Below are 21,767 nucleotides of genomic sequence, written 5' to 3'. Positions count from 1 at the left end.
AGCGCATGCTGGATGCCGCAACGATCACGGCGATCGCCGACGAGCTCGCCGCCGCCGAGCGTGAGCGCACCACGGTGCCCCTGCTCACGGCCCGCTACCCCGGCATGGACGTCGAGGATTCGTACGCGGTGCAGAACGAGTGGCGTCGGCGCGGCATCGAGGCGGGGCGTCGCCCGGTCGGGCGAAAGATCGGCCTGACCTCCAAGGTGATGCAGGCCGCCACGGGCATCACCGAGCCCGACTACGGGGCCATCTTCGCCGACCAGGTCTACGAGAACGGCGCCGTCATCCCGCATGACCGCTTCTCGAACGTGCGCATCGAGGTCGAGCTCGCCTTCGTGCTGGCCGAGCCGATCGAGGGCCCGGATGCCACGGTCTTCGATGTGCTTCGCGCCACCGAGTTCGTGGTTCCCGCCCTCGAGATCCTCTCCTCCCGCATCGAGCTGCAGGGGCGCACCATCGTCGACACCATCAGCGACAACGCGGCGCTCGGCGGCATGGTCTACGGCGGCAATCCGGTCGCCCCCGGCGAGGTCGACCTGCGCTGGGTGTCGGCGCTGCTCTACCGCAACGAGACCATCGAGGAATCCGGTGTGGCGGCCGCCGTGCTGAACCACCCCGCGAACGGCGTCGCCTGGCTCGCCGGCAAGCTCGCCTCCCACGGCGACCGCTTGGAGGCCGGCGAACTGGTGCTTGCCGGCTCGTTCACCCGGCCCCTCTGGGTCGAGAAGGGCGACACCGTGCTCGCCGACTACGGACCGTTGGGAACCATCGCATGCCGCTTCGCCTAGCCCGCACCCTTCGGCACCGTCTCGCCGACGCCGACCGCCCGCTCTACGGCATGTGGGCCTGCTCGGGCAGCCCGCTCGTCGCCGAGATCTGCGCCGGCAGCGGGCTGGATTGGCTTCTCATAGACATGGAGCACGCGCCGAACGGCCTCGAGTCCTCGCTCGCCCAACTGCACGCCGTCTCCGGCTACCCGGTGACTCCCGTCGTGCGGGTTCCGGCCGCGGATGCCGTCACCATCAAGCAGGTGCTCGACCTCGGTGCGCAGAGCATCCTCGTTCCGATGGTGTCGACGATCAACGAGGCCCGCGCACTCGTCGAGGCGGTGCGCTACCCTCCCCGCGGCCGCCGCGGTGTCGGCAGTGCACTCGCGCGGTCGGCGCGCTGGAATCGTGTCGAGAACTACCTGGCGGACGCCGACGACCACACGGCCCTGTTCGTGCAGATCGAGACGGTGGAGGGTGTGAGCGCCGCCGCCGAGATCGCCGCACTCGACGGCATCGACGGGGTCTTCGTCGGACCTTCCGACCTCGCGGCCTCGATGGGCCTGCTCGGCGAGCAGACGCATCCCGACGTGCGCGCCGCCGTGCGGGCCACGATCGACGCCGTGCGCTCCGCCGGAAAGCCCGTCGGAGTGAACGCGTTCGATCCCGGGGTTGCGCGGGAGTACGCAAGAGCCGGGGCCGCCTTCCTGTTGGTGGGGGCGGATGTCGCCCTCCTGGCCCGCGGCAGCGAACGGCTGGCCGCCGATTTCATCGGAGACGCCGCCGGCCGCGGGCCGGCGAGCTACTGAGCCCCTCCCACCCCGTTCTATAATCGAACGCGAGTCACCGGAGCCCGATGACCCGTCGGCGATCGGCCCCGGATCGGAGAAGCGCGTGAGCACTGGAGCCACAGAAGCCGCCTCCGCACCGCACTCGCAGACCCTCTCCCGTGGCATCCGGGTGCTCGAGATTCTCGCCGACGCTCGGCAGCCGCTCTCGATCGACGAAGTCGCCCAGCGCCTGGGGGTGCATCGATCGGTCGCCTACCGCTTGGTGCGCACGCTCGAAGAGCATCGGCTCACCGTTCGGGATGCGGCCGGCCGCATCACGCTCGGAGCACGACTGGCCGCCCTGGCAGCGGGCGTCGCCCACGACCTGCAGGCCGAGGCGCTGCCCGAACTGACGAGCGCCGCCAATGAGTTGGGCATGACCTGCTTTCTCGCGGTGCTCGACGGCGACGAGGTCGTGACGCTCACGAGCGTCGAACCGCGCCACGCGATCGCGTCGGTGGCGCAGCGCCCGGGAACCCGTCATTCCGTGGGCGTTGGCGCTCCGGGCAAGGTCGTGAGGGCACTGCTGCCAGCCGATCGCTGGCCGGCCGATCTCGACGGCGAGCGCCGCGCCGAGCTGGATGCGGTGCTCGGGAACGGCTTTGCCATCAGCCACGACGAGGTCATCCCGGGCCTGCGCTCCGTCGCGGTTCCGCTCAGGCTTCCGAGCGGGCAGCCGGCGGCCATCGCGGTGGTCTACGTCTCGAGCGAACGAAGCGATGCCGCCATCGCGGAACGCCTGAGCACCGCCTCGCGCGCGATCCGCGACGCCCTGGGCGGCTGACCCAAGCCCTCCGTTCTGCCCATCGGTCCCGGTCGGCCTCCGCTCAGTGCACCGCCGCCACGCGCGTGGCCAGGATCGGCGCGAAGAACGCGGCCAGCTCATCCGTCGCCGTAAGGGGCAGCACGTTGGCCACGTACTGGTCCGGCCGAACGATGACGACCGCCCCTTCACGATCGATACGGCGCACGGCGAAGACGTCGCGGTCGGGATCGGCGGCGAACACCTTCTCGAGGTCGATGAGTGCGAACGGCCCCACCCGTGGCCGGAACACCGCGGGAACGCTCGTGATATCGACCTCGGTGTGGGGCTGCTGATAGATCACCTTCACGTCGAACCAGGCATCCGGGTCGGCGCCTGCGGGCGTCGCCGCGAGGGGTGACGCCGAGTCATGCTCGAGCCATTCGGCCAGGTGGGCGACCGGGGAGTCCTCGCCGGCGCATGCGGCATCCGCGAACACGTAGATGCGCCAACGGCCGTCGGCGGTCGCGAGGTGTCCGAGGTGCACGTCGTTCCCATCGCAGACCCGACGAACGGGCTCCGAGCGGAAGCGTTTTCCGATCGGGAAGCCGGCCGCGCACTCCTGGTGCACCGGCACCCCCGTGATGAGAGAGGGGGCGTACTCCGTCATGAAGCCCGCGGGAAACTCTGCCGTGCGCACGTAGAAGTCCTCGAGCTCGGACGGGTCGTCGAGGTCCTCCGGCTTGGTGGCCATGAGGCTCGACCACTGCTTGTCGAAGTCGATGAGGTTCTGCGCGACCACCTGGCGCTCAGCGGAGTAGGTCGCCAGCAGCGACTCGGGACTCCGTCCCTCGAGCACGTGACCGAGCTTCCAGCCCAGGTTGAAGCCGTCCTGCAGCGACACGTTCATGCCCTGGCCCGCCTTGGCGCTGTGGGTGTGGCAGGCGTCGCCGGCGATGAAGACGCGCGGAGTGCGCGAGCCGGCCACCTCGACCGGAACATCATCGAATCGGTCGGTGAGCCGGTGCCCCACCTCGTACACGCTGTGCCAGGCGACATCCTTCACGTCGAGGGTGTACGGATGCAGAATCTCGTTCGCCCGGGCGATGATCTGCTCGATGGGCGTGGAGCGCACGGCGCGGGAGTCGGCCTCGCCGACCTCGCCGAGATCGACGTACATGCGGAAGAGGTAGCCCCCCTCGCGGGGGATGAGCAGGATGTTGCCCGCCTCCGACTGGATGGAGCACTTCGTGCGGATGTCGGGGAAGTCGGTGACGGCCAGCACGTCCATGACGCCCCACGCGTGGTTGGCCTGATCGCCTTCCATGTGACAGCCGATCGCCGCCCGCACGCGGCTGCGCGCGCCATCCGCGCCGAGCACGTACTTCGCGCGCACCGTGCGCTGCTCCCCCTCTCGCGGACCCGACGTGTGCGACAGGGTGACCGTGACCGGGTACTCCCCCTCGTCAGCGATCTCGAGCCCCTCGAACTGCAGTCCGTAGTCGGGTCGCACGCGAGCCGGCGAGTGCGCGGCGAACTCCGCGAAGTAATCCAGCACGCGCGCCTGGTTGACGAGAAGGTGCGGGAACTCGCTGATGCCGCTCGGATCGTCGACGGCCCGCGTGGCCCGAACGATGCGCGCGGGATCGGCGGGATCCGGCTTCCAGAAGGCCATCTCGGTGATGCGGTACGCCTCTGCGACGATGCGCTCCGCGAACCCGAACGCCTGGAACGTCTCGACACTGCGCGCCTGGATGCCGTCGGCCTGCCCGATCTCCAACCGGCCGGGGCGGCGCTCGACGATGCGCGTGGTCACGGTGGGGAACTGAGCGAGCTGAGCGGCGGCGATCATCCCCGCCGGTCCGGAGCCGACGATGAGCACGTCGACCGCATCCGGAAGCTCAGCGGGCCGGTCGACGCCGACGCCGGCCGCCGGCTGGATGCGCGGGTCTCCCGAGACATAGCCGTGGTGGTGAAACTGCACTGGTGCTCCTCACATCATTGTGATGGCCGTTCGATAATCGAACGAGGAATTCTCATACCGCTCACTCGATGATAGAAGACCGCCTTTTCCGGAGCAACCACGCGGTCTAAGCTGTCGCTGTCCGCCCTCGAGGCGATGCTCGAAAAAAGGGCACGAAGCGGCCGGATGCGGCGCGCGAGACACATACGGACTCTCCTCCGTCGTCTCGAAAGGCTTCGCCATGCCCTCCGTCTCCACCCACGTCGCCGACACCCTCTCGCGCCACGTCGACCACGTCTTCGGCGTCATGGGCAACGGCAACGCCTACTTCATCGACGCCCTCGAGCGCAGCGGGTCCGTGCAGTACACCGCCGTGCGGCACGAGGCGGGCGCGGTCGTCGCCGCCGACGCCTACCACCGCGCCTCGGGGCGTCTCGCCGCCGCGACCGCGACCTACGGCGCCGGTTTCACGAACACGCTGACCGCCCTCGCCGAGGCCGTGCAGGCGCACGTGCCCCTCATCCTCGTCGTCGGCGACGAACCGACCTCGGGCCCGCGGCCGTGGGACGTCGACCAGATCGCCCTGGCCTCGGCCGTGGGCGCCCGAACGTACACGGTGGGGCGAGCCGACGCCGCGGCCACGACCGCGATCGCCGTCGAGCACGCGCTCACCTACCGGGTGCCCACCGTGCTCGCCATCCCCTACGACGTGGCGACACGCGAAGCCGGGCCGGTGCCGGATGCGGTTCCGCTCGCCCTTCCGGCACCGATCGGGCCCGCCGGACCGTTCTCCCGAGCCGCGGTCGCCGATGCCGCAGCCGCCCTGGCCTCCGCGCGCCGGCCGGTGCTGCTGGCGGGCCGCGGCGCGTGGCTCGCCTCGGCCGGGGAGGCGCTCGGCGAACTCGCCACCGCCGTCGGCGCACTCACCACCTCGACGGCCCTCGGGCGGGGCGTGTTCCCCGACGAGCGGTACGACCTCGGCGTCGCCGGCGGTTTCGGTGCCGAAGCGGCGATGGAGACGGTGCGCGAAGCCGATGTCGCGGTCGTCTTCGGCGCCTCCCTCAACCAGTTCACCATGCGCTTCGGCGACCTCTTCGCGCCGGGCACCCGGGTCATCCAGGTGGACACCGCGCCGGCTGCCACGCATCCGCATGTCGGCTCCTATATACGTGGCGACGCCGGCGTGGTCGCCGAGTTGCTCGTCGACGAGCTCCGCACGCTCGACGCCTCGCCCTCGGGATGGCGCGAGTCGCTCGACGTCGCGGCCCTGCGCGAGCGCCCACTCGGCGACGGCCTCGCACCCGACGGGCGCCTCGACCCACGCAGCGCTGCTGCCCGGATCGCGGCGCTGCTCCCCTCCGACCGTGTGGTCATCTCCGATGGCGGCCATTTCATCGGCTGGGCGAACATGTACTGGCCGGTCGCCTCTCCCGACCGGATGCTGATGGTCGGCACCGCCTACCAGTCCATCGGTCTCGGCTTCCCGAGTGTCGCGGGCGCCGCACTCGCGCATCCGGAGTCGATCATCGTGCTCACGACCGGAGACGGCGGCGGCCTCATGGCACTCGCCGACCTCGAGACCGCGGTTCGCGTTGCCGCGGGGCGCGGCATCGCCGTGGTCTGGAATGACGCGGCCTACGGGGCCGAGGTCCACCTCTACGGGCTGAAGGGCCTCGCGCAGGAACCGATGCGCATCCCCGAGGTGGACTTCGCCGCCCTCGCCGTCGCGGTGGGTGCTCAGGGGGTTGTCGTACGCACGCCGGCCGACCTGGACGTCGTCGCCGACTGGGCGGCTCGGCTCCCGAGCGAGCGCCCGTTCCTCCTGCTCGACCTGCGGGTCTCGGGCGCCGTGATCGCGCCGTACCAGGAGGAGATCATCCGCATCAACAGCTGAGGCCGGCCTGCACGGCCGCTGCCCGCTCGGGTGAGCTCATGCTGTCGAAGAGCACGTCGAGCGCCGACGCGAGATGGTCGGTGCTTCCCGTCGACCACATGACGATGACGCCGCCCTGAATACCGGCGAGCAGCGCTGCCGCGAGGTAGTCGGCGTCGCGGTCGGCGCTCATCGATCCCGATCGCTGCATCGAGCGGATGCCGGTGGCCAGGTGCTCCTGCCACTGCGAGAGCAGGGCGCGGGTGACCTCTCTCGCACCGGGGGTGCGTCCGAGTTGACCGATGAGCGAGTTCAGCGGGCACGCCGTGCCCTGCGCCCGATAGCGCTCGAGGAGCGCGGCTCGCCAGCTGTCCCATGCCGCCCACGTGGTGAGGTTATCGAGGTGCGGTTGCTGGTCGGCCAACACGCGGTTCGCCTCGGAACGCATGACGGCGAGCAGCAGCTCGTCTTTGCCACCGGGAAAGTAGTGGAAGAGCTGACCCTTGCTCGTGCGCGTGGCCGCCAGTACGTCGTCGAGGGTCATCTCCTCGAACTCCGTCTCGCGAAGGTGGCTCGCTGCGCCCTCGATGATCCGCTGCCGGGTCGCCGCACCCTTGCTCGTCAGTGCCATGCTTTGAGAATACCCCGCGATTGGACTTGCTAGTCCAGAAATGCGCTCCTAATGTCGCCGTCATGACTCAGAGATTGAACGGAAAGACCGCCCTCGTCACCGGCTCCACGAGCAACATCGGACGCGCGATCGCGAGTGCCTTCGCGAGAGAAGGTGCGCACGTGATCGTCTCCGGCCGCAATTCCGTGCGCGGCGAGGACGTCGTCGCCTCCATCCGCGACCGGGGCGGCCGGGCGGACTTCGCACGCGCCGACCTCGATGGCTCACCGCAGGAGAGTCGGCTGCTCGCGGAGAAGGCGCTCGCGCTGCTCGGCGGACGCGTCGACATCCTCGTCAACAACGCCGGCGTCTATCCGCCGCACTCGACTCAGAGCGCGAACGGCGAGCTGTTCGACCGCATCTTCGGGGTTAACGTCAAAGCGCCGTTCTTCCTGACGCAGGCCCTCGCGCCAGCGATGATCGAGGCCGGCGGCGGAACCGTGATCAACCTCGGCTCGTGGATCACCCGTCGCGGCCTGCCCTCGAGCGCCCTTTACAGCGCGTCGAAGGGGGCGATCGAGACTCTCACCCGCGCCTGGGCCGCCGAGTTCGGTGCCCGCGGGGTTCGGGTGAACGCCATCTCACCGGGCGTGATCCGACCACCGGAGACCGACGGCGGGGCCGAGTTCGCCGGCGAGGCCCTGATGTCGGGCACCCCGGCCGGCACCGCCGGGCATCCGTCCGCGATCGCGGCTGCGGCGGTCTATCTGGCCTCCGATGACGCGTCGTTCGTGCACGGAACCGTCATCGACGTCGACGGTGGCCGACAGGGCGTGCACCTGACCCTGCCGAGCGCCGCCTGAGCCGGTCGCCGGTCGGCGTGCATCAACGACCGGGAGTCTGGCGCGATCTCACGTGACCTGAGTGATTCTCAGGAGTATCGTGAGGCGCGTGACGGGGGTCCACGGTCGCGAGAATGACATTCGGCTCGGCATGGTTGCCCGGGGCGCAGTCCGATGACCAGCCAATGCGCGCTGGCCGCGACCGGGTCGACCGGCGGCGTGCTGCTGATGATTGCGGCGGTGGTGCTCGCGATCGGTGCGGGGCTCGTCATCTTGGGCCGCGGACGCTCCCACGCGAACACCGTGGCCGTCGGAGCTGTGCTGCTGGTCCTCTTGGGCACGGCGCAGTTCGCAGCAGCACCCAGTGCATCCGCCGCCGAACCCTGCGCGCAGTCGGCGACGCCCGACGCTCCCCCTGCGCCCGCACCTACCCCCACCCCAACCCCGACACCTCCGCCGGCGACACCGACGATCTCCACGATCGCCACGGATGCGGCTGACGGCGACAAGACGCTTCCCGCCGTAGGTGGCACGATCATCGACACGGTCCAATACGCCGGCCTCGTCGTCGGTCGGCTCTATCGGCTCGACGGCGTGCTGCTGAACGCGGCGACCGGCGTCAGCGTCGGCATAACGGCCACGACCTCGTTCACGCCAACAGTGGCCGACGGCGTTACGACAGTCGAGTTCACGGTAGGCCCCGGTTTCGCTGGGCTGGATCTCGTGGTGTCGGAGATCTTGTACGACGGCGATACGGTCATCGCCCGAGAGGATGCGCCCGACGACGTCGAGCAGACCATTCACGTCGCACTCCCGCCACCGCCACTGCCCACAGTGACCACATCGGCCGTCGACGCCGCCGACGGCGATCGAACCCTGCCGACGGGAGGCGGCACGATCACCGACACGATCGCGTTCACCGGACTGACCGCTGGCCGGTCGTACACGCTCGTCGGAGTCCTCATGGACAAGGCGACCGGCTCGAGCACAGGCATCACCTCCACCCGCGTCTTCACGGCAGCCGCGCCAGCCGGAACGACGACGAACACGTTCATCGTGCCCGCCGGGTACGACGGGAAGGATCTCGTCGTCTTCGAGACGATTCTGGATGGCGCAACGGTCGTCGCCCAGCACACCGATTTCAACGATGCGAACCAGACGATCCACTTCAACACCACTCCACCACCCGCTGTCATCAGCACGTCGGCGGTCGACCAGGCCGACGGGGATCGAGTGCTCAGCTATAACGGGGGCATGATCACCGATACGGTCACCTTCTCGAACCTGACGCCCGGAGCAACGTACGAACTCGCCGGAGAGTTGATGGACCAGTCAACCGGTGGTGGCACGGGAATCGTGGCGACCCGAACGTTCACGCCGGTCGCGCCGGCCGGAACCATCACGATCGACTTCACGGTGCCGGCCTCGTTAGCGGGTGAGACACTCGTGGTGTTTCAGAAGGTCCGTCTGAACGGAGTCGAGGTCGCCACGGAGATGAACCTGAATGATCCGCTGCAGACGATCACCGTCGAGAACCCGCCGATCGGCTGATCGGTCCTTCTCAGTCGTCTGGAAGGGCAACGCTCACGAGCCGAGCCGCCGTACCGGCCTCGACCGGAAGCCTGCTGAGGGCGCGGAAGATCAGCGCCCCCACGAGAGCCTCGCCGATCTCCTGGATCGGGGCATCGCGACGCAGGTCGCCGTCGGCGATGGCTCGCTCGAGCCGCTCCGACAGTGACGACGCGACGCCGAGGCTGTCGTAGAGGCGTCGGCCGACGTCGGCGTGCTCCGCGGCGGCGGCGATGAGCGAGCGGATGAGCGCCTCACCAAGAGGCTGATCGAGCAGTTCGAGAATCTCGTCGAGCCAGGCCGTCAGGTCGGCACGGATGTCGCCGGTGCTCGGGGGCTCGAAGCGGTCGGGGAGCAGCAGCCCCTCGAGCAGGCAGTCCGCCACGAGGGCACCCTTCGAGGCCCACCAGCGGTAGATCGTCTGCTTTCCGACACCGGCTTCGGCCGCGACTCCCTCGATCGTGAGGTGGTCGTATCCCGCCGCCGCGAACAGGCGCGCCGTCGCCTCGAGAATCGCTCGCCGGGCCGCTTCGCTGCGCACCGGTCCTCGTCGCTGGTCGGACATGCTCACATTGTATTCACAATAACGAGACGAACCGTTCCGTATTATTGCGTTGAGGCTTCGAGAGGACCAAGGCAATGGCTGAGCTGCTTTATCGGTTGGGCAAGTTCGCGGCGCGGCGCGCGTGGACCGTCATCGGGGCATGGGTGCTCGTGATCGCCATCGCGGCCGTCGGGTTCGCCGTCGGCTTCAAGGGACTGACGACCAGTTTCGACATCCCCGGTACCGCATCCGGCGCCGTCATCGAAGAACTCCAGAAGAAGCTCCCCGACTTCAGCGGTGCCTCGGGCACGGTCGTCTACCAGACCACCGACGGCTCGCCCTTCACCGACGAGCAGAAGAGCGAGATCAGCACTCTCGTCGACGACGCCTCCGACCTGCCCGACGTGGCGAAGGTCGTCGACCCCTTCGACACCGAGGCGCAGCGCGCCGGCCAGCAGCAGCAGCTCGCCGACGGCACCCAGAAGATCACCGACGGGAAGGCACAGCTGGATACCGGTCAGGCCCAGCTCGACGCCGGCCAGAGCCAGCTGAACGCCGGCAAGGCCCAGCTGGATGCCGCCCGCCAGCAGGCCGAGGCCGCCGGCGCATCTGCGGCGCAGCTCTCCGCCCTCGACGCCCAGCAGGCCCAGCTCGACGCCCAGCAGGCCCAGCTGACCCAGCAACAGGCGAGCATCGACGCCTCGAAGAAGGAGCTCGCCACCCAGAGCACCAAGGTGGAACTGGGCTCGAAGCTGCTCGCCCTCTCTGACGGCATCCAGGTCGTCTCGAAAGACGGATCGACCGCCCTCGTCAACATCGCGTTCACGAAGCCGCGCCTCGAGCTGTCCGAGGAGTCGAAGCAAGCCGCGGTCGAGCACTTCGAGTCGACGCCCATCGACGGCGTCGAGGTCTCGTTCTCGACCGACATCGCTCAGAGCGTTCCCGCGATCGTGGGAGTCGGCGAGCTCGTCGGCGTCATCATCGCCGCCATCGTGCTGCTCGTGATGCTGGGCTCTGTCATCGCGGCGGCGCTGCCCCTCGTCACCGCCCTCGTGGGTGTCGCCATCGGCGCGCTCGGCGCGCTGGCCTTCTCAGGTGTCGTTCAGATGGCATCCGTCACCCCGGTTCTCGGCATCATGCTCGGGCTCGCCGTGGGCATCGACTACTCCCTGTTCATCATCAACCGGCACCGCAAGCAGTTGCTGCAGGGTGCCGAGGTTCGGGAGTCGGTCGGCCTGGCCAATGGCACCGCGGGCAATGCCGTCGTCTTCGCGGGGACCACCGTGATCGTGGCGCTTGTCGCGCTCAACGTGACGGGCGTGCCCTTCCTCGGGCTCATGGGAACGGTCGGCGGCATCAGCGTGGCCATCGCCGTGCTCATCGCCGTCACCCTCACGCCGGCTATCCTCGGCAAGCTCGGCACCCGCATCCTGAGCCGCCGCGCCCGAGCGCGCATCGGCCAGGAGCACCACGAAGACACCAAGGCCAAGCCCATGAAGACGTGGCGGGCCATCGTGACGGTGCTCGCCGCATCCGCCGCGCTGCTGATCGTGGCCATGCCCGCTCTCTCGATGCGTGTCGGCCTGCCCGACGGATCGTCGGAGCCGGTCGAATCGACCACCTACACGGCCTTCACGACGACCGAGCAGGAGTTCGGCGCGGGCGCGACCGGTCCGCTGCTCGTGACCGCGAAGCTGCCCGCCGGACTCGACGACGATTCCGTGTTGCAGGCGCAGGCGGACGTCGCCACGGCACTCTCCGACCAGAAGGACGTCGCGGCGGTCGCGCCGATCGCCGTCTCCGACGACAAGCGGCTGGCGGCATTCCAGGTCGTGCCGAAGCACGGTCCAAACAGCGTCTCGACCGAGAACCTCGTGGTCGACCTGCGCAACCTCGAGCCCATCGACGGCGACATCACCCTCGGTGTCGCCGGCCAGGCCGCGATCAACATCGACATCTCGGCGAACCTCGCCGCCGTGCTGCCGCTCTACCTGACCGTCGTGGTCGGGCTCTCGTTGCTCATCATGATCCTCGTGTTCCGTTCGCTGCTGGTTCCGATCATCGCCACGGGCGGGTTCATCCTGTCGCTGTTCGCGACCTTCGGCGCCATCGTCGCCGTGTTCCAGTGGGGCTGGGGAGCTGATGCGCTCGGCATCCACACCGGTCCGATCCTGAGCTTCCTGCCGGTGATCCTCGTCGGCATCCTGTTCGGCCTCGCGATGGACTACCAGCTCTTCCTCGCATCCGGCATGCGGGAGGCCTACGCGCACGGAGCGCCGGCACGTCTGGCGGTGGCCCGCGGCGTGCGGGCGGGCCGCTCGGTCGTCACAGCGGCGGGCCTCATCATGGTCTCCGTCTTCGGTGGCTTCATCTTCTCGGAGTCGACCATGATCCGCTCGATCGGCTTCGGCCTCGCCTTCGGCGTGCTCGTGGACGCGTTCGTCGTGCGGATGCTGCTCATGCCCGCGCTCATGCACCTGCTGGGGAACACGGCCTGGTGGATTCCGCGCTGGCTCGACAAGGCCATGCCGAACGTCGACGTGGAGGGCTCTGCGCTGGAGCGCCGCCACCACGCCCCCGATCCGGTCGCAGCGACCGAGCCGGAGTCCGTGGGGGCCACCGCCCACGGTTGAGCCCGGCGGCTTCGGCCGACGCGGTTGCGGGCTCCCGAGTCCGCAGATTCGGTGGGTGCTGGCATGGCGAGCCCGCAGATTGGGTGGGTGCGGCATTGCAAACCCGCAGAAATGGCGGGTGAGTCAGCGCGTGCACCCACAATTCCTGCGTTCTCGCCGCTGAGGAAGCCGAGCCCGCAGAATCCGTGAGTGATGCGAACCCGCAGAAGTGGCGGGTGGGTCCGCGCGCTTGCACCCACCATTTCTGCGTTGTCGCCGGTGGGGATGCCGACCCCGCAGAATCGGCGGGTGCTCCTCTGCGAGTCCGCAGATGTGGTGGTGCTGGTTGCCGAGCCCGCAGATTCGGTGGGTGGGTCAACGCGTGCACCCACAATTCCTGCGTTCTCAGCGCTGCGGATGCCGAGCCTGCAGAACGGCGGGTGCTCCTCCGCGAGTCCGCAGATGTGGTGGTGCTGGTCTGCGAGCCCGCAGATTCGGTGGGTGCGGTGGCACTTGCACCCACGATTTCTGAGGGCTCGTTGCGACCCGACGCCGAGTCCGCAGAATCGGTGGGTCGCGCAGCGGGCCGCATCGGAAACACGCAATTTACGTGGGAGATATCCAGTAGCAACGGGTCACGCGGACGATGGTGACGTGAGCCTGTCAACTGACAGGTATCGGTCCGACCGCGGAAGGCTTGCCATGAGCACCCACGAACCATCCCGGCTCCACTCATCTGCACCGACGGCCTCCCCCGAGCTCGCAGTGCCCGCCTATGTTCAGGAACTCCACCGCGGCGTGGGCTCCTTCTCGTCGTTCGCCGCGGGGTTTTCGTTCGTGTCGATCCTGACGACCGTCTTCCAGTTGTTCGGACTTGGGTTCGGCATCGGCGGCGCCGCGTTCTTCTGGACCTGGCCGCTCGTCTTCGTCGGCCAGTTGCTCGTCGCGCTCAACTTCGCCCAGCTCGCCGCGAGCTGGCCCATCTCGGGAGCGATCTTCCAGTGGGCGAGCCGCTTGGCCGGCACGACCTTCGGCTGGTTCACCGGCTGGGTCATGATCATCGCCCAGATCCTCACCGTCGCCGTCGCCGCCATCGCGCTGCAAGCGGTGCTTCCCTCCATCTGGGACGGCTTCCAGATCATCGGCGGCCCGACGGCGGATGCGACCCTCACATCCGACACCGGCGCACGCAATGCCGTCGTTCTCGGCGTCGCGCTGCTCGCCATCACGACGGTCATCAACATCCTGAGCGTGCGCCTCATGGCACTCGTGACGAGCACGGGCGTGCTCATCGAGATCATCGGCGTCGTCGTGCTCATCGTCGCCCTCTTCCTGCTCCCGGAGCGCAGCCCCTCAGTGGTGTTCACGACGGAGGGCTCCGCTCCCACCGACGACCCCTACATCTGGGCCTGGCTGGCGTCGTCGCTCATGGCGGCCTACGTGCTCGTCGGATTCGACTCGGCCGGCGAGCTCGCGGAGGAGACCCACGCGCCTCGCAAGACCATCTCGAAGACCATCGTTCGCGCCGTCGTCGTCTCCGGACTCGGCGGCGGCCTGCTCATCCTCGCGACCCTCGTCTCCGCTCCGAGCCTGAGCGACGGCAACCTCGCCTCGGGCGGCATGGCCTACGTGCTCACCGAGCGCCTCGGACCCACCTTCGGCCGCCTCCTGCTCGCGACGGTCGCCGTCGCGGTACTCGCCTGCACGCTCGCCGTGCAGACCTCCGGTTCGCGGATGGTGTACTCCATGGCGCGGGAACGCTCGCTCCCCTTCTGGCGCACCTTGGCTCGGGTCTCGCCCCGAACCGGTACCCCGGTGGCAGCCAGCATCGTGGTGGGAGTGGGCGCCGCCCTCGCCCTCGCAATCAACTTCGGCCAGGCGGCGATCTTCACCGCCCTCTCGAGTCTCTGCATCGCCATGCTGTACTTGGCCTACCTCGGGGTGACGGTCCCGCTGCTGGTGCGACGCATCCGGAATCGTACGACCGGCTTTCCCGGCGGTGTCGATGAAGACGGCAAGCCGCTGTTCTCGCTCGGCCGCTGGGGGATCCCCATCAACGCCGTCGCGGTCGCCTACCAGATCGGCATGGTCATCAACCTGGCCTGGCCCCGGCCCGAGATCTACGACCTCACCGGCGGTACGTGGTGGCTGCAGTGGAGCGCGCTGCTCTTCATCGCGGCGACGATCGGCATCGGGGTGCTCGTGCACCTCCGCAACCGAGCGCGCGACGGGGCCATCACGCTGCGCCACCTGCCCGTGACGGCCGACATCCCGCTCGTGCCCGAGAACGTCCGCACCGCCTCCTGAGAGAAAGCGACGGCACGATGCCTTCGACTACGCAGTTCCATACGACAGACAGTGTGCTCGCCGCGCGGGAGGATGCCCGCGCTCGCGCGGCGCTGACCGCCGAGTACATGCCGTACCGGCCGGCCGCCACCTCGCCGTTCATCCCCGCGGGCGTTGCCCCCGACGACCTCGTATGGGCGGAGACCGTCGCCCCGGGCGGCTACACCTCCAAGGTGCTCGCCCGTGGAACGCGGCTGCGACTCGACGACCCGACGGGCGAGGCTTCGGCGAACCTCCTGCTTTACAACGCCGACCAACCGTGGGAGCGCATCAACGTCGCCGACACCGTCAAGATCCCCTGGCAGGCCTACCTGGGTACGGGGCATCCGCTGCTCTCCGGGGACGGTCGCGTGCTGGCCACCCTCATCGAGGACTCCTCCGGCCACCACGACGCCTTCTGCGGCACGACGACGGATGCGTTCAACGAGCGCAAATACGGCACGGCCGAACCGTTCGGCCCGGCACCGTCGGGTCGTTCGCTCTTCACGCTCGCCTCCGCCAAGCACGGCCTCTCCCCTCGCGACCTGCCGCCGAGCGTCTCCTTCTTCCAGGGCGTGCGCGTGGAAGACGATGGGCAGCTCACCTTCCAGGGCGGCGCCGGTGCGGGCACCCACGTCACACTCGTCGCCGAAATGCCGCTGCTCGTGCTGCTCGCCAACGTGCCGCATCCGCTCGACCCTCGCCGCGACTATGTCGTCGGCCCGCTGCGGGTGCATGCCTGGCGCGGCCTGCCGACCTCGCGCGAGTCTGCGGCGACGCCCGAACTCGACCGGGCCTACCTCAACACGATCGACTACGCGGAGGCGCGAGCACTGTGAGCACGACCATCAGCACCCCCGCCGCCGAAACCCCGACGACGAGCACCCCAGGGACCGCCGAAACCCCGACGACCTCCTTCACCACAGCCCGGGGCACTTTCGCGTCGACCGTCGTCGGCGGCGAGCGCTTCGGCCCCGACACGGTGTTGGATGCGAGCGGTCCGCTCGTGGCCGGCACGGTCACGCGCGATGACGACGTTCCCGCCCTCGCGCCCTGGTCTGCGCTCGTACGCGCGGGTCAAGTGCTCACGATCGTCGACGTCGGAGGCAACCAGTCCGCCGACTGCATCATCTACCGGGCAGCCGACACCGACGAGCGCTACTCGGTACCCGACACCCTCGCCTGGCAGGGCAACGCCTACATCCGCACCGGGTCCGTGCTTCGCTCCAACCTCGGCTCCCCTCTCATGACGGTGGTCGCCACCGAGATCGAGCGCCACGACACCATCGGCGGGGCCTGCTCCAAGGAATCGAACACCCTGCGCTACGGAATGCACACCGAGTACCAGCACGCCTGCCGCGAGAACTTTCTCGCCGAAGCCTCCCGCCACGGACTCGGCGCACGCGATCTCGTGTCGAACCTCAACTGGTTCATGAACGTCCCGGTCGAGGCGGATGGATCACTCGGCATCGTGGACGGCATGTCGGCTCCGGGAAAACGGGTGGCCGTGCGCGCCGAGGTCGACGTGCTCGTCATCGTCTCGAACTGCCCGCAGATGAACAATCCCTGCAACGACTTCAACCCGACACCGCTGCGCATGATCATCACCGAACCGGATGCGCAGCCGACGACCGGATCGGCCCTCTGATGGCAGCGGGATTCGAAACGCTCCTCATCGCAAACCGCGGCGAGATCGCACGCCGCATCATCCGTTCGGCACGGAAGCTGGGAGTGCGCACCGTCGCCGTCTATTCCGACGCCGACCGCGCCGCGCCGCACGTGCGAGAGGCCGACGAGGCGGTCCGGCTCGGGCCGGCGCCCGCCCGCGACTCCTATCTCGATATCGACGCCATCATCGAGGCGTCGCTGCGACTCGGCGTCGGAGCGATCCATCCCGGCTACGGCTTCCTGTCGGAGAACCTCGAGTTCGCCCGCCGCATCGAGGCCGAGGGCATCCGTTTCGTGGGGCCGACGGCCGACCAGATCGCCGCCTTCGGCGAGAAGCACACCGCGAGAGAGCTCGCCGCGAAGGCGGGCGTTCCCATGCTCGCCGGCACCGGGCTGCTCGGCTCCGCCGACGAGGCCGTCGCAGAAGCACAACGCATCGGCCTTCCCGTCATGCTCAAGGCCACCGGGGGTGGAGGCGGCATCGGCATGCAGGCCTGCACGACGCCCGAGGAGGTGCACGACGCCTTCGAGCGCGTGGCCCGGCTCGGTTCGAAGAACTTCGGCTCCGACGGCGTCTTCCTCGAGCGCCTCGTGCGCCCGGCTCGGCACGTCGAGGTGCAGCTCTTCGGCGCCGGCGACGGGCGCGTCGCCGTCATCGGCGACCGCGACTGCTCGCTGCAGCGTCGCAACCAGAAGGTCATCGAAGAGGCTCCGGCTCCCGCCCTTCCTGACCGGGTGCGTCGAGAGCTGCACGAATCCGCGCGGGCCCTCGCGGCATCCGTCGGCTATCGCTCGGCGGGAACCGTCGAGTTCGTCTACGACCCTCTGCGCGAGGAGGCCTCCTTCCTCGAGGTCAACACGCGCCTGCAGGTGGAGCATCCGGTGACCGAGGAGGTCTACGGCGTCGACCTCGTCGAGGCGATGCTGCGCTTGGCACGCGACGGTGCCGACGGCATCGACGAGGTCGATCCGGGCTTCTTCAGCCGCACCTTCGAACCCAGTGGCCACGCGTTCGAGGCGCGCGTCTACGCGGAAGACCCAGCGAAGAACGGCCTGCCCAGTTCCGGCCTCGTGACGCAGGCCGTCTTCCCCGGTTTCGGATCCCCCGCTCTCGGCGGCGTGCGGGTCGACGGCTGGATCGAGACGGGCCTCGAGGTCTCCGCTCACTACGACCCCATGCTCGCCAAGGTCATCGCAGCCGGCCCGAGTCGCGACAGCGCGCTCGACCTGCTGCAGGAGGGACTCGCCGCCAGCCGCGTGGACGGCGTCGTGACCAACCTCGGCCTTCTGCGGTCGCTGCCGGATGCGATCGACCTGCGAGCCGCCGTGCACTCCACGTCGACGCTCGACGTCACGACAGATCCCGAACCACGCATCGACGTGATCGAGGCCGGTGCGATGACGACCGTGCAAGACATCCCGGGGCGTACCGGCTACTGGCAGATCGGCGTACCGCCGAGCGGGCCCATGGATGCGGCGTCGCTCACCGAGGCGAATCTCGCCGTGGGCAACCCCGCCGGGGCACCCGGCCTCGAGATCACGGCGACGGGTCCGACCCTGCGGTTTTCCAGCCCCGTGCTTCTCGCGCTCACCGGCGCCCCCGTTTCCGCGACCCTCGACGGCGTCGAGGTGCCGCTGTGGGAGCCCGTCGAGGCGCCGGCGGGTTCGACCCTCGTCATCGGCACGATTGCCGGGCCGGGTCTGCGCAGCTACCTCGCCGTGCGCGGAGGACTCGACGTGCCTCTCTACCTGGGCAGCGCCTCCACCTTCACCCTGGGAGGCTTCGGAGGCCACGGGGGGCGGGCCCTCCTGCCCGGTGATGTGCTGCGCCCCGGCTCATCGGATTCCGATGCGGAGCATCCCGCCTTCCCAGCAGGCACCCGCCTCGGACTCGTCGGCGGCGCCACCCCGCACGACCGGCGGCCGGCGCTCACGTCCACGTGGCAGGTCGGCGTCACGGAGGGCCCGCATGCGGCGCCCGACTTTTTCACGCGCGCCGACATGGATGCCTTCTACGGCGCCGACTACGAAGTGCACTACAACTCCGCCCGCACGGGCGTGCGCTTGCTCGGCCCGCGGCCTGCCTGGGCGCGCAGCGATGGCGGCGAAGCGGGACTGCATCCGTCGAACATCCACGACAACCCGTACGCGATCGGCGCCATCGACTTCACGGGCGACACTCCGATCATCCTCGGTCCCGACGGACCGAGCCTCGGCGGCTTCGTCTGCCCCGCGGTCGTGGCGAGCGGCGAGCTCTGGAAGCTCGGGCAACTGCGCCCCGGCGACACCGTGCGCTTCGTCCCCGTGCGCGAAGCCGAGGCGGCTGGCCTTCTGCACGAGCGTTCCTCGTTCACGGTTCGCACGTCGGGAGGCGACGGCGATGACGGCGTGATCGCACGGCTCGACGCATCCGACGACCGGCCCTCGGTGACCTACCGTCGCGACGGCGACGAGAACCTGCTCGTCGAGTACGGCGACCTCACCCTCGACCTCGGCCTGCGGATGCGCGTGCACGCGCTCATGACGAAGCTCGGTGAGGCGACCCCGCTCGGCGTGCGGGAGCTGACGCCGGGCATCCGTTCGCTGCAGATCCACACCGACGCCTCGGAACTGCGGGCCACTCGACTGGCCGGGCTGCTGCAGGAACTGGAGTCGGAGATTCCGGCGACGCACGAACTCGTCGTGCCATCGCGCACCGTGCGCCTGCCGCTGTCGTGGGACGACCCGGCGACGCACCTAGCGATCGAGCGCTACATGAACGGCGTGCGCAGCGACGCCCCGTGGACCCCGTCGAACATCGAGTTCATCCGTCGCATCAACGGCCTCGAGTCGGTGGATGACGTCTTCCGCACCGTCTTCGACGCCAGCTACCTCGTGCTCGGCTTGGGCGACGTCTACCTCGGCGCTCCGGTCGCGACGCCGCTCGACCCGCGTCACCGCCTGGTCACCACAAAGTACAACCCGGCCCGCACGTGGACCGCGGAGAATTCCGTGGGCATTGGAGGCGCCTACCTCTGCATCTATGGCATGGAGGGTCCCGGCGGCTACCAGTTCGTCGGACGCACCGTGCAGGTGTGGAATCGGTTCCGCCGCGGAGGTCTGTTCACCGAGAACCCGTGGGCGCTGCGCTTCTTCGACCGCATCGAGTGGTACCCGGTGTCGGCAGACGAATTGCTCGAGCTGCGAGCCGAGACGGATGCGGGGCGCGGCGAGTTCGAAACGCACGAGGGCACGTTCGCGATCGCCGACTACGAGCGTTTCCTCGCCGAGAACGCCGAGTCCATCGCCGACTTCCGGGCCATCCAGGCTCGGGCGTTCTCCGAGGAGAAGGAGCGCTGGCACGCCTCGGGCGAGTTCGATGTCAAGATCGAGGTCAAGGATGCGGCGCCGACACTCGCGGTGACGGTACCCGATGGAACCACTCCGGTCGCCGCATCCTTCACGTCGACGGTCTGGCAGATCGCCGTGCAGCCGGGAGCGCGGGTGTCGGCCGGCGACAAGATCATCGCCGTCGAAGCGATGAAGATGGAGTCGGCCGTGGTGGCGCCGCACGACGGCGTGGTCGTCGAGGTGTTCGTGAACCCCGGCGACCAGGTCGCTCCCGGCCAGGTGCTGCTCGCGATCGGAGCGCACTGATGGGCGGCGAGAACACGGCGCTGGTCGCCGCGACGGAAGCAGGCACGGAGTCGCGAGTAGGCACAGAGACGGAAGTAGGCACCGCGGTGAACCGCATCCGCGCCGCCTACCGCCGCATCCGGGCGGTCGATCGACCCGAGATCTGGATCACCCTGCGCGACGAGGCCGAGGCCATCGCCGAGGCGCGAGCGATGGATGCGCGCCTCGCCCGGGGCGAGTACCTGCCACTGGCGGGCCTGGTCGCCGCCGTGAAGGACAACATCGACGTGGGCGGACTGCCGACAACCGCGGCCGCCGCCAGCTATTCCTACACTCCCGACGTCGACGCCACGGCGACCGCGCGGCTGCGTGCTGCGGGGGCCATGATCATCGGCAAGACCAACCTCGACCAGTTCGCGACCGGACTCGTCGGCACCCGCAGCCCGTACGGGGCAGTGCGGAACGCCTGGGATCCGGCCCGCATCTCCGGGGGCTCGAGCTCGGGCTCGGCCGTCGCCGTGGCACTCGGGATCGTCGACCTCGCCCTCGGAACGGACACGGCCGGATCGGGTCGGGTGCCCGCGGCCCTCAACGGCATCGTCGGCGTCAAGCCGACGCGTGGCCTCATCCCGGCCACCGGTGTCGTGCCCGCCTGCCGCACGCTCGACTGCGTCACCGTCTTCGCGCGCGACCTCGCCTTGGCCCGAACGACGGCGCAGTTGCTCGCCGGCGACGACGGCCGCGATCCACTCGCCCGCCGAGCCGACGAGGTGAGCAGCCGCACGGTCGGCACGACGATCGGCGCCCGCGCCCGTGTCGCCGTTCCCACACCGGAACACCTGGAGGGTCTCGCCGAGGGCTGGCGCGAGGCCTTCGCGGCGGCGGTCGAACGTCTCGTGGCCTCCGGCGTGCAGGTGGAAGAGGTCGACGTCACGCCGCTGCTCCGCGCGGCGGCCCTGCTGTACGACGGCGCCTTCGTCGCCGAGCGCTACGCCGCCGTCGGCGCGCACATCGAGGCGCACCGCGACCTGATCGGCACCGACCTCGATCCCTCCGTCGCCGCCATCGTTCTCGGCGGAGCCGTACACACGGCGGTCGACCTCTTCCGCGACGGTGAGCGGTTGGACCGGCTCGCCGCGGAGGCCCGCGAACTGCTCGCCGGCTTCGATGCGCTCCTTACTCCGACCACGACGTGGCATCCCACACTGGAGCAGCTGGCGGCCGACCCCATCGGCGCCAACGGCCGCATGGGCCGGTACACGAACTTCGCCAACCTGCTCGACATGAGCTCGATCGCCGTGCCAGCCGGCACGGTCGACGGGCTTCCCTTCGGCGTCATGCTCACGGCTCCGGCCTTCCACGATGCGGTCATCGGCCAGCTCGCCGCTTCGTTCTCGGCACCGACGGTCGAACTGCTGGTCGTGGGCGCCCATCTCAGTGGGCAGCCGCTCAACCATCAGTTGGTGGCGGCAGGCGGCTCGTTCGTTGCGGAGGTCGTCACGAGCGCCGACTACGCGCTCTTCGCGCTCCAGACCGTTCCACCCAAACCGGGCCTCGTGCGGGTTGAGGATGGCGGCGTCGCCATGCAGGGCGAGCTCTGGGCGCTGCCCGCTGCGGGTTTCGGCGCCTTCGTCGCGGCACTGCCATCGCCCATGGCGATCGGGAAGGTGACTCTCGATGACGGCCGGGCGGTGTCGGGGTTCCTCGTGGAGCCGATCGCCACCGACGGGGCCCCGGACATCAGCCGCTTCGGCGGCTGGCGCGCGTGGCTCTCCGCATCGGCGCTGCCGTGAGCCCCTCGCCC

The 21,767-nt window shown here is 69.4% G+C and carries 15 protein-coding genes; 12 read left to right on the top strand and 3 right to left on the bottom strand.

Annotated features, from left to right (window positions below; genetic code table 11):
• Positions 1 to 5: 5 nt before the first annotated feature.
• From hpaH to WDJ51_RS10695, 3 genes are all read left to right on the top strand, one after another.
• On the top strand, positions 6 to 791 hold the full coding sequence (hpaH, locus tag WDJ51_RS10705; protein ID WP_337852447.1) for a 2-oxo-hept-4-ene-1,7-dioate hydratase: 786 nt from the start codon (positions 6 to 8) through the stop codon (positions 789 to 791).
• Positions 776 to 1,579 carry an HpcH/HpaI aldolase family protein gene (locus WDJ51_RS10700; protein ID WP_337852446.1) on the top strand — a complete coding sequence of 268 codons (804 nt, stop codon included), beginning with the start codon at positions 776 to 778 and terminating at the stop codon, positions 1,577 to 1,579. Before hpaH ends, WDJ51_RS10700 begins: the two co-directional genes overlap by 16 nt.
• Positions 1,580 to 1,664: 85 nt before the next feature.
• Positions 1,665 to 2,384 carry an IclR family transcriptional regulator gene (locus tag WDJ51_RS10695; RefSeq protein ID WP_337852445.1) on the top strand — a complete coding sequence of 240 codons (720 nt, stop codon included), beginning with the start codon at positions 1,665 to 1,667 and terminating at the stop codon, positions 2,382 to 2,384.
• Between the two features lie 43 nt (positions 2,385 to 2,427).
• On the opposite strand, the gene WDJ51_RS10690 is transcribed toward WDJ51_RS10695, so the two are convergent.
• Entirely contained in the window at positions 2,428 to 4,326 is a 1,899-nt protein-coding gene (locus WDJ51_RS10690; protein WP_337852444.1) for an FAD-binding monooxygenase, read from the bottom strand.
• A gap of 220 nt (positions 4,327 to 4,546) precedes the next feature.
• Here WDJ51_RS10690 and WDJ51_RS10685 point away from each other — a divergent pair, with 220 nt between their 5' ends.
• On the top strand, positions 4,547 to 6,199 hold the full coding sequence (locus tag WDJ51_RS10685) for a thiamine pyrophosphate-binding protein (RefSeq protein ID WP_337852443.1): 1,653 nt from the start codon (positions 4,547 to 4,549) through the stop codon (positions 6,197 to 6,199).
• Here the strand turns inward: WDJ51_RS10685 and WDJ51_RS10680 are convergent.
• A complete protein-coding gene (locus WDJ51_RS10680; RefSeq protein WP_337852442.1) occupies positions 6,189 to 6,809 on the bottom strand; it encodes a TetR/AcrR family transcriptional regulator in 621 nt (206 codons plus the stop codon). The genes WDJ51_RS10685 and WDJ51_RS10680 overlap by 11 nt on opposite strands.
• Before the next feature lie 62 nt (positions 6,810 to 6,871).
• On the opposite strand from WDJ51_RS10680, the gene WDJ51_RS10675 reads away from it, so the two are divergent.
• Both WDJ51_RS10675 and WDJ51_RS10670 read left to right on the top strand, forming a co-directional pair.
• A complete protein-coding gene (locus WDJ51_RS10675; protein WP_337852441.1) occupies positions 6,872 to 7,651 on the top strand; it encodes an SDR family NAD(P)-dependent oxidoreductase in 780 nt (259 codons plus the stop codon).
• 153 nt (positions 7,652 to 7,804) lie between these two features.
• Positions 7,805 to 9,181: a VaFE repeat-containing surface-anchored protein gene (locus WDJ51_RS10670; protein WP_337852440.1), complete on the top strand. Its 1,377-nt coding sequence runs from the start codon at positions 7,805 to 7,807 to the stop codon at positions 9,179 to 9,181.
• A gap of 10 nt (positions 9,182 to 9,191) precedes the next feature.
• On the opposite strand, the gene WDJ51_RS10665 is transcribed toward WDJ51_RS10670, so the two are convergent.
• A complete protein-coding gene (locus WDJ51_RS10665; protein WP_337852439.1) occupies positions 9,192 to 9,764 on the bottom strand; it encodes a TetR/AcrR family transcriptional regulator in 573 nt (190 codons plus the stop codon).
• 74 nt (positions 9,765 to 9,838) lie between these two features.
• Between WDJ51_RS10665 and WDJ51_RS10660 the strand changes: the two genes are divergently transcribed.
• The 6 genes from WDJ51_RS10660 to atzF all read left to right on the top strand — a co-directional run bounded on the left by WDJ51_RS10660 (position 9,839) and on the right by atzF (position 21,756).
• The gene (locus WDJ51_RS10660) at positions 9,839 to 12,376 is read left to right on the top strand and encodes an MMPL family transporter (RefSeq protein ID WP_337852438.1); all 2,538 of its coding nucleotides are present in this window, start codon (positions 9,839 to 9,841) and stop codon (positions 12,374 to 12,376) included.
• Between the two features lie 681 nt (positions 12,377 to 13,057).
• Complete coding sequence (locus tag WDJ51_RS10655) at positions 13,058 to 14,662, top strand: APC family permease (RefSeq protein WP_337852437.1); 1,605 nt, start codon at positions 13,058 to 13,060, stop codon at positions 14,660 to 14,662.
• A 17-nt stretch (positions 14,663 to 14,679) separates the two neighbouring features.
• Positions 14,680 to 15,519: an urea amidolyase associated protein UAAP1 gene (locus tag WDJ51_RS10650; protein ID WP_337852436.1), complete on the top strand. Its 840-nt coding sequence runs from the start codon at positions 14,680 to 14,682 to the stop codon at positions 15,517 to 15,519.
• A 143-nt stretch (positions 15,520 to 15,662) separates the two neighbouring features.
• Positions 15,663 to 16,328: an urea amidolyase associated protein UAAP2 gene (locus tag WDJ51_RS10645; RefSeq protein ID WP_337852876.1), complete on the top strand. Its 666-nt coding sequence runs from the start codon at positions 15,663 to 15,665 to the stop codon at positions 16,326 to 16,328.
• The gene (gene uca, locus WDJ51_RS10640) at positions 16,328 to 19,984 is read left to right on the top strand and encodes an urea carboxylase (RefSeq protein ID WP_337852435.1); all 3,657 of its coding nucleotides are present in this window, start codon (positions 16,328 to 16,330) and stop codon (positions 19,982 to 19,984) included. Before WDJ51_RS10645 ends, uca begins: the two co-directional genes overlap by 1 nt.
• 86 nt (positions 19,985 to 20,070) lie before the next feature.
• On the top strand, positions 20,071 to 21,756 hold the full coding sequence (atzF, locus tag WDJ51_RS10635; protein ID WP_337852434.1) for an allophanate hydrolase: 1,686 nt from the start codon (positions 20,071 to 20,073) through the stop codon (positions 21,754 to 21,756).
• Positions 21,757 to 21,767: the final 11 nt, after the last annotated feature.

The organism is Rathayibacter sp. YIM 133350, from assembly GCF_037404875.1.
Taxonomy (GTDB): Bacteria; Actinomycetota; Actinomycetes; order Actinomycetales; family Microbacteriaceae; genus Orlajensenia.
Note: the sequence above shows the minus strand (reverse complement) of the source record. Positions and strands in the feature narration are given on the sequence as shown.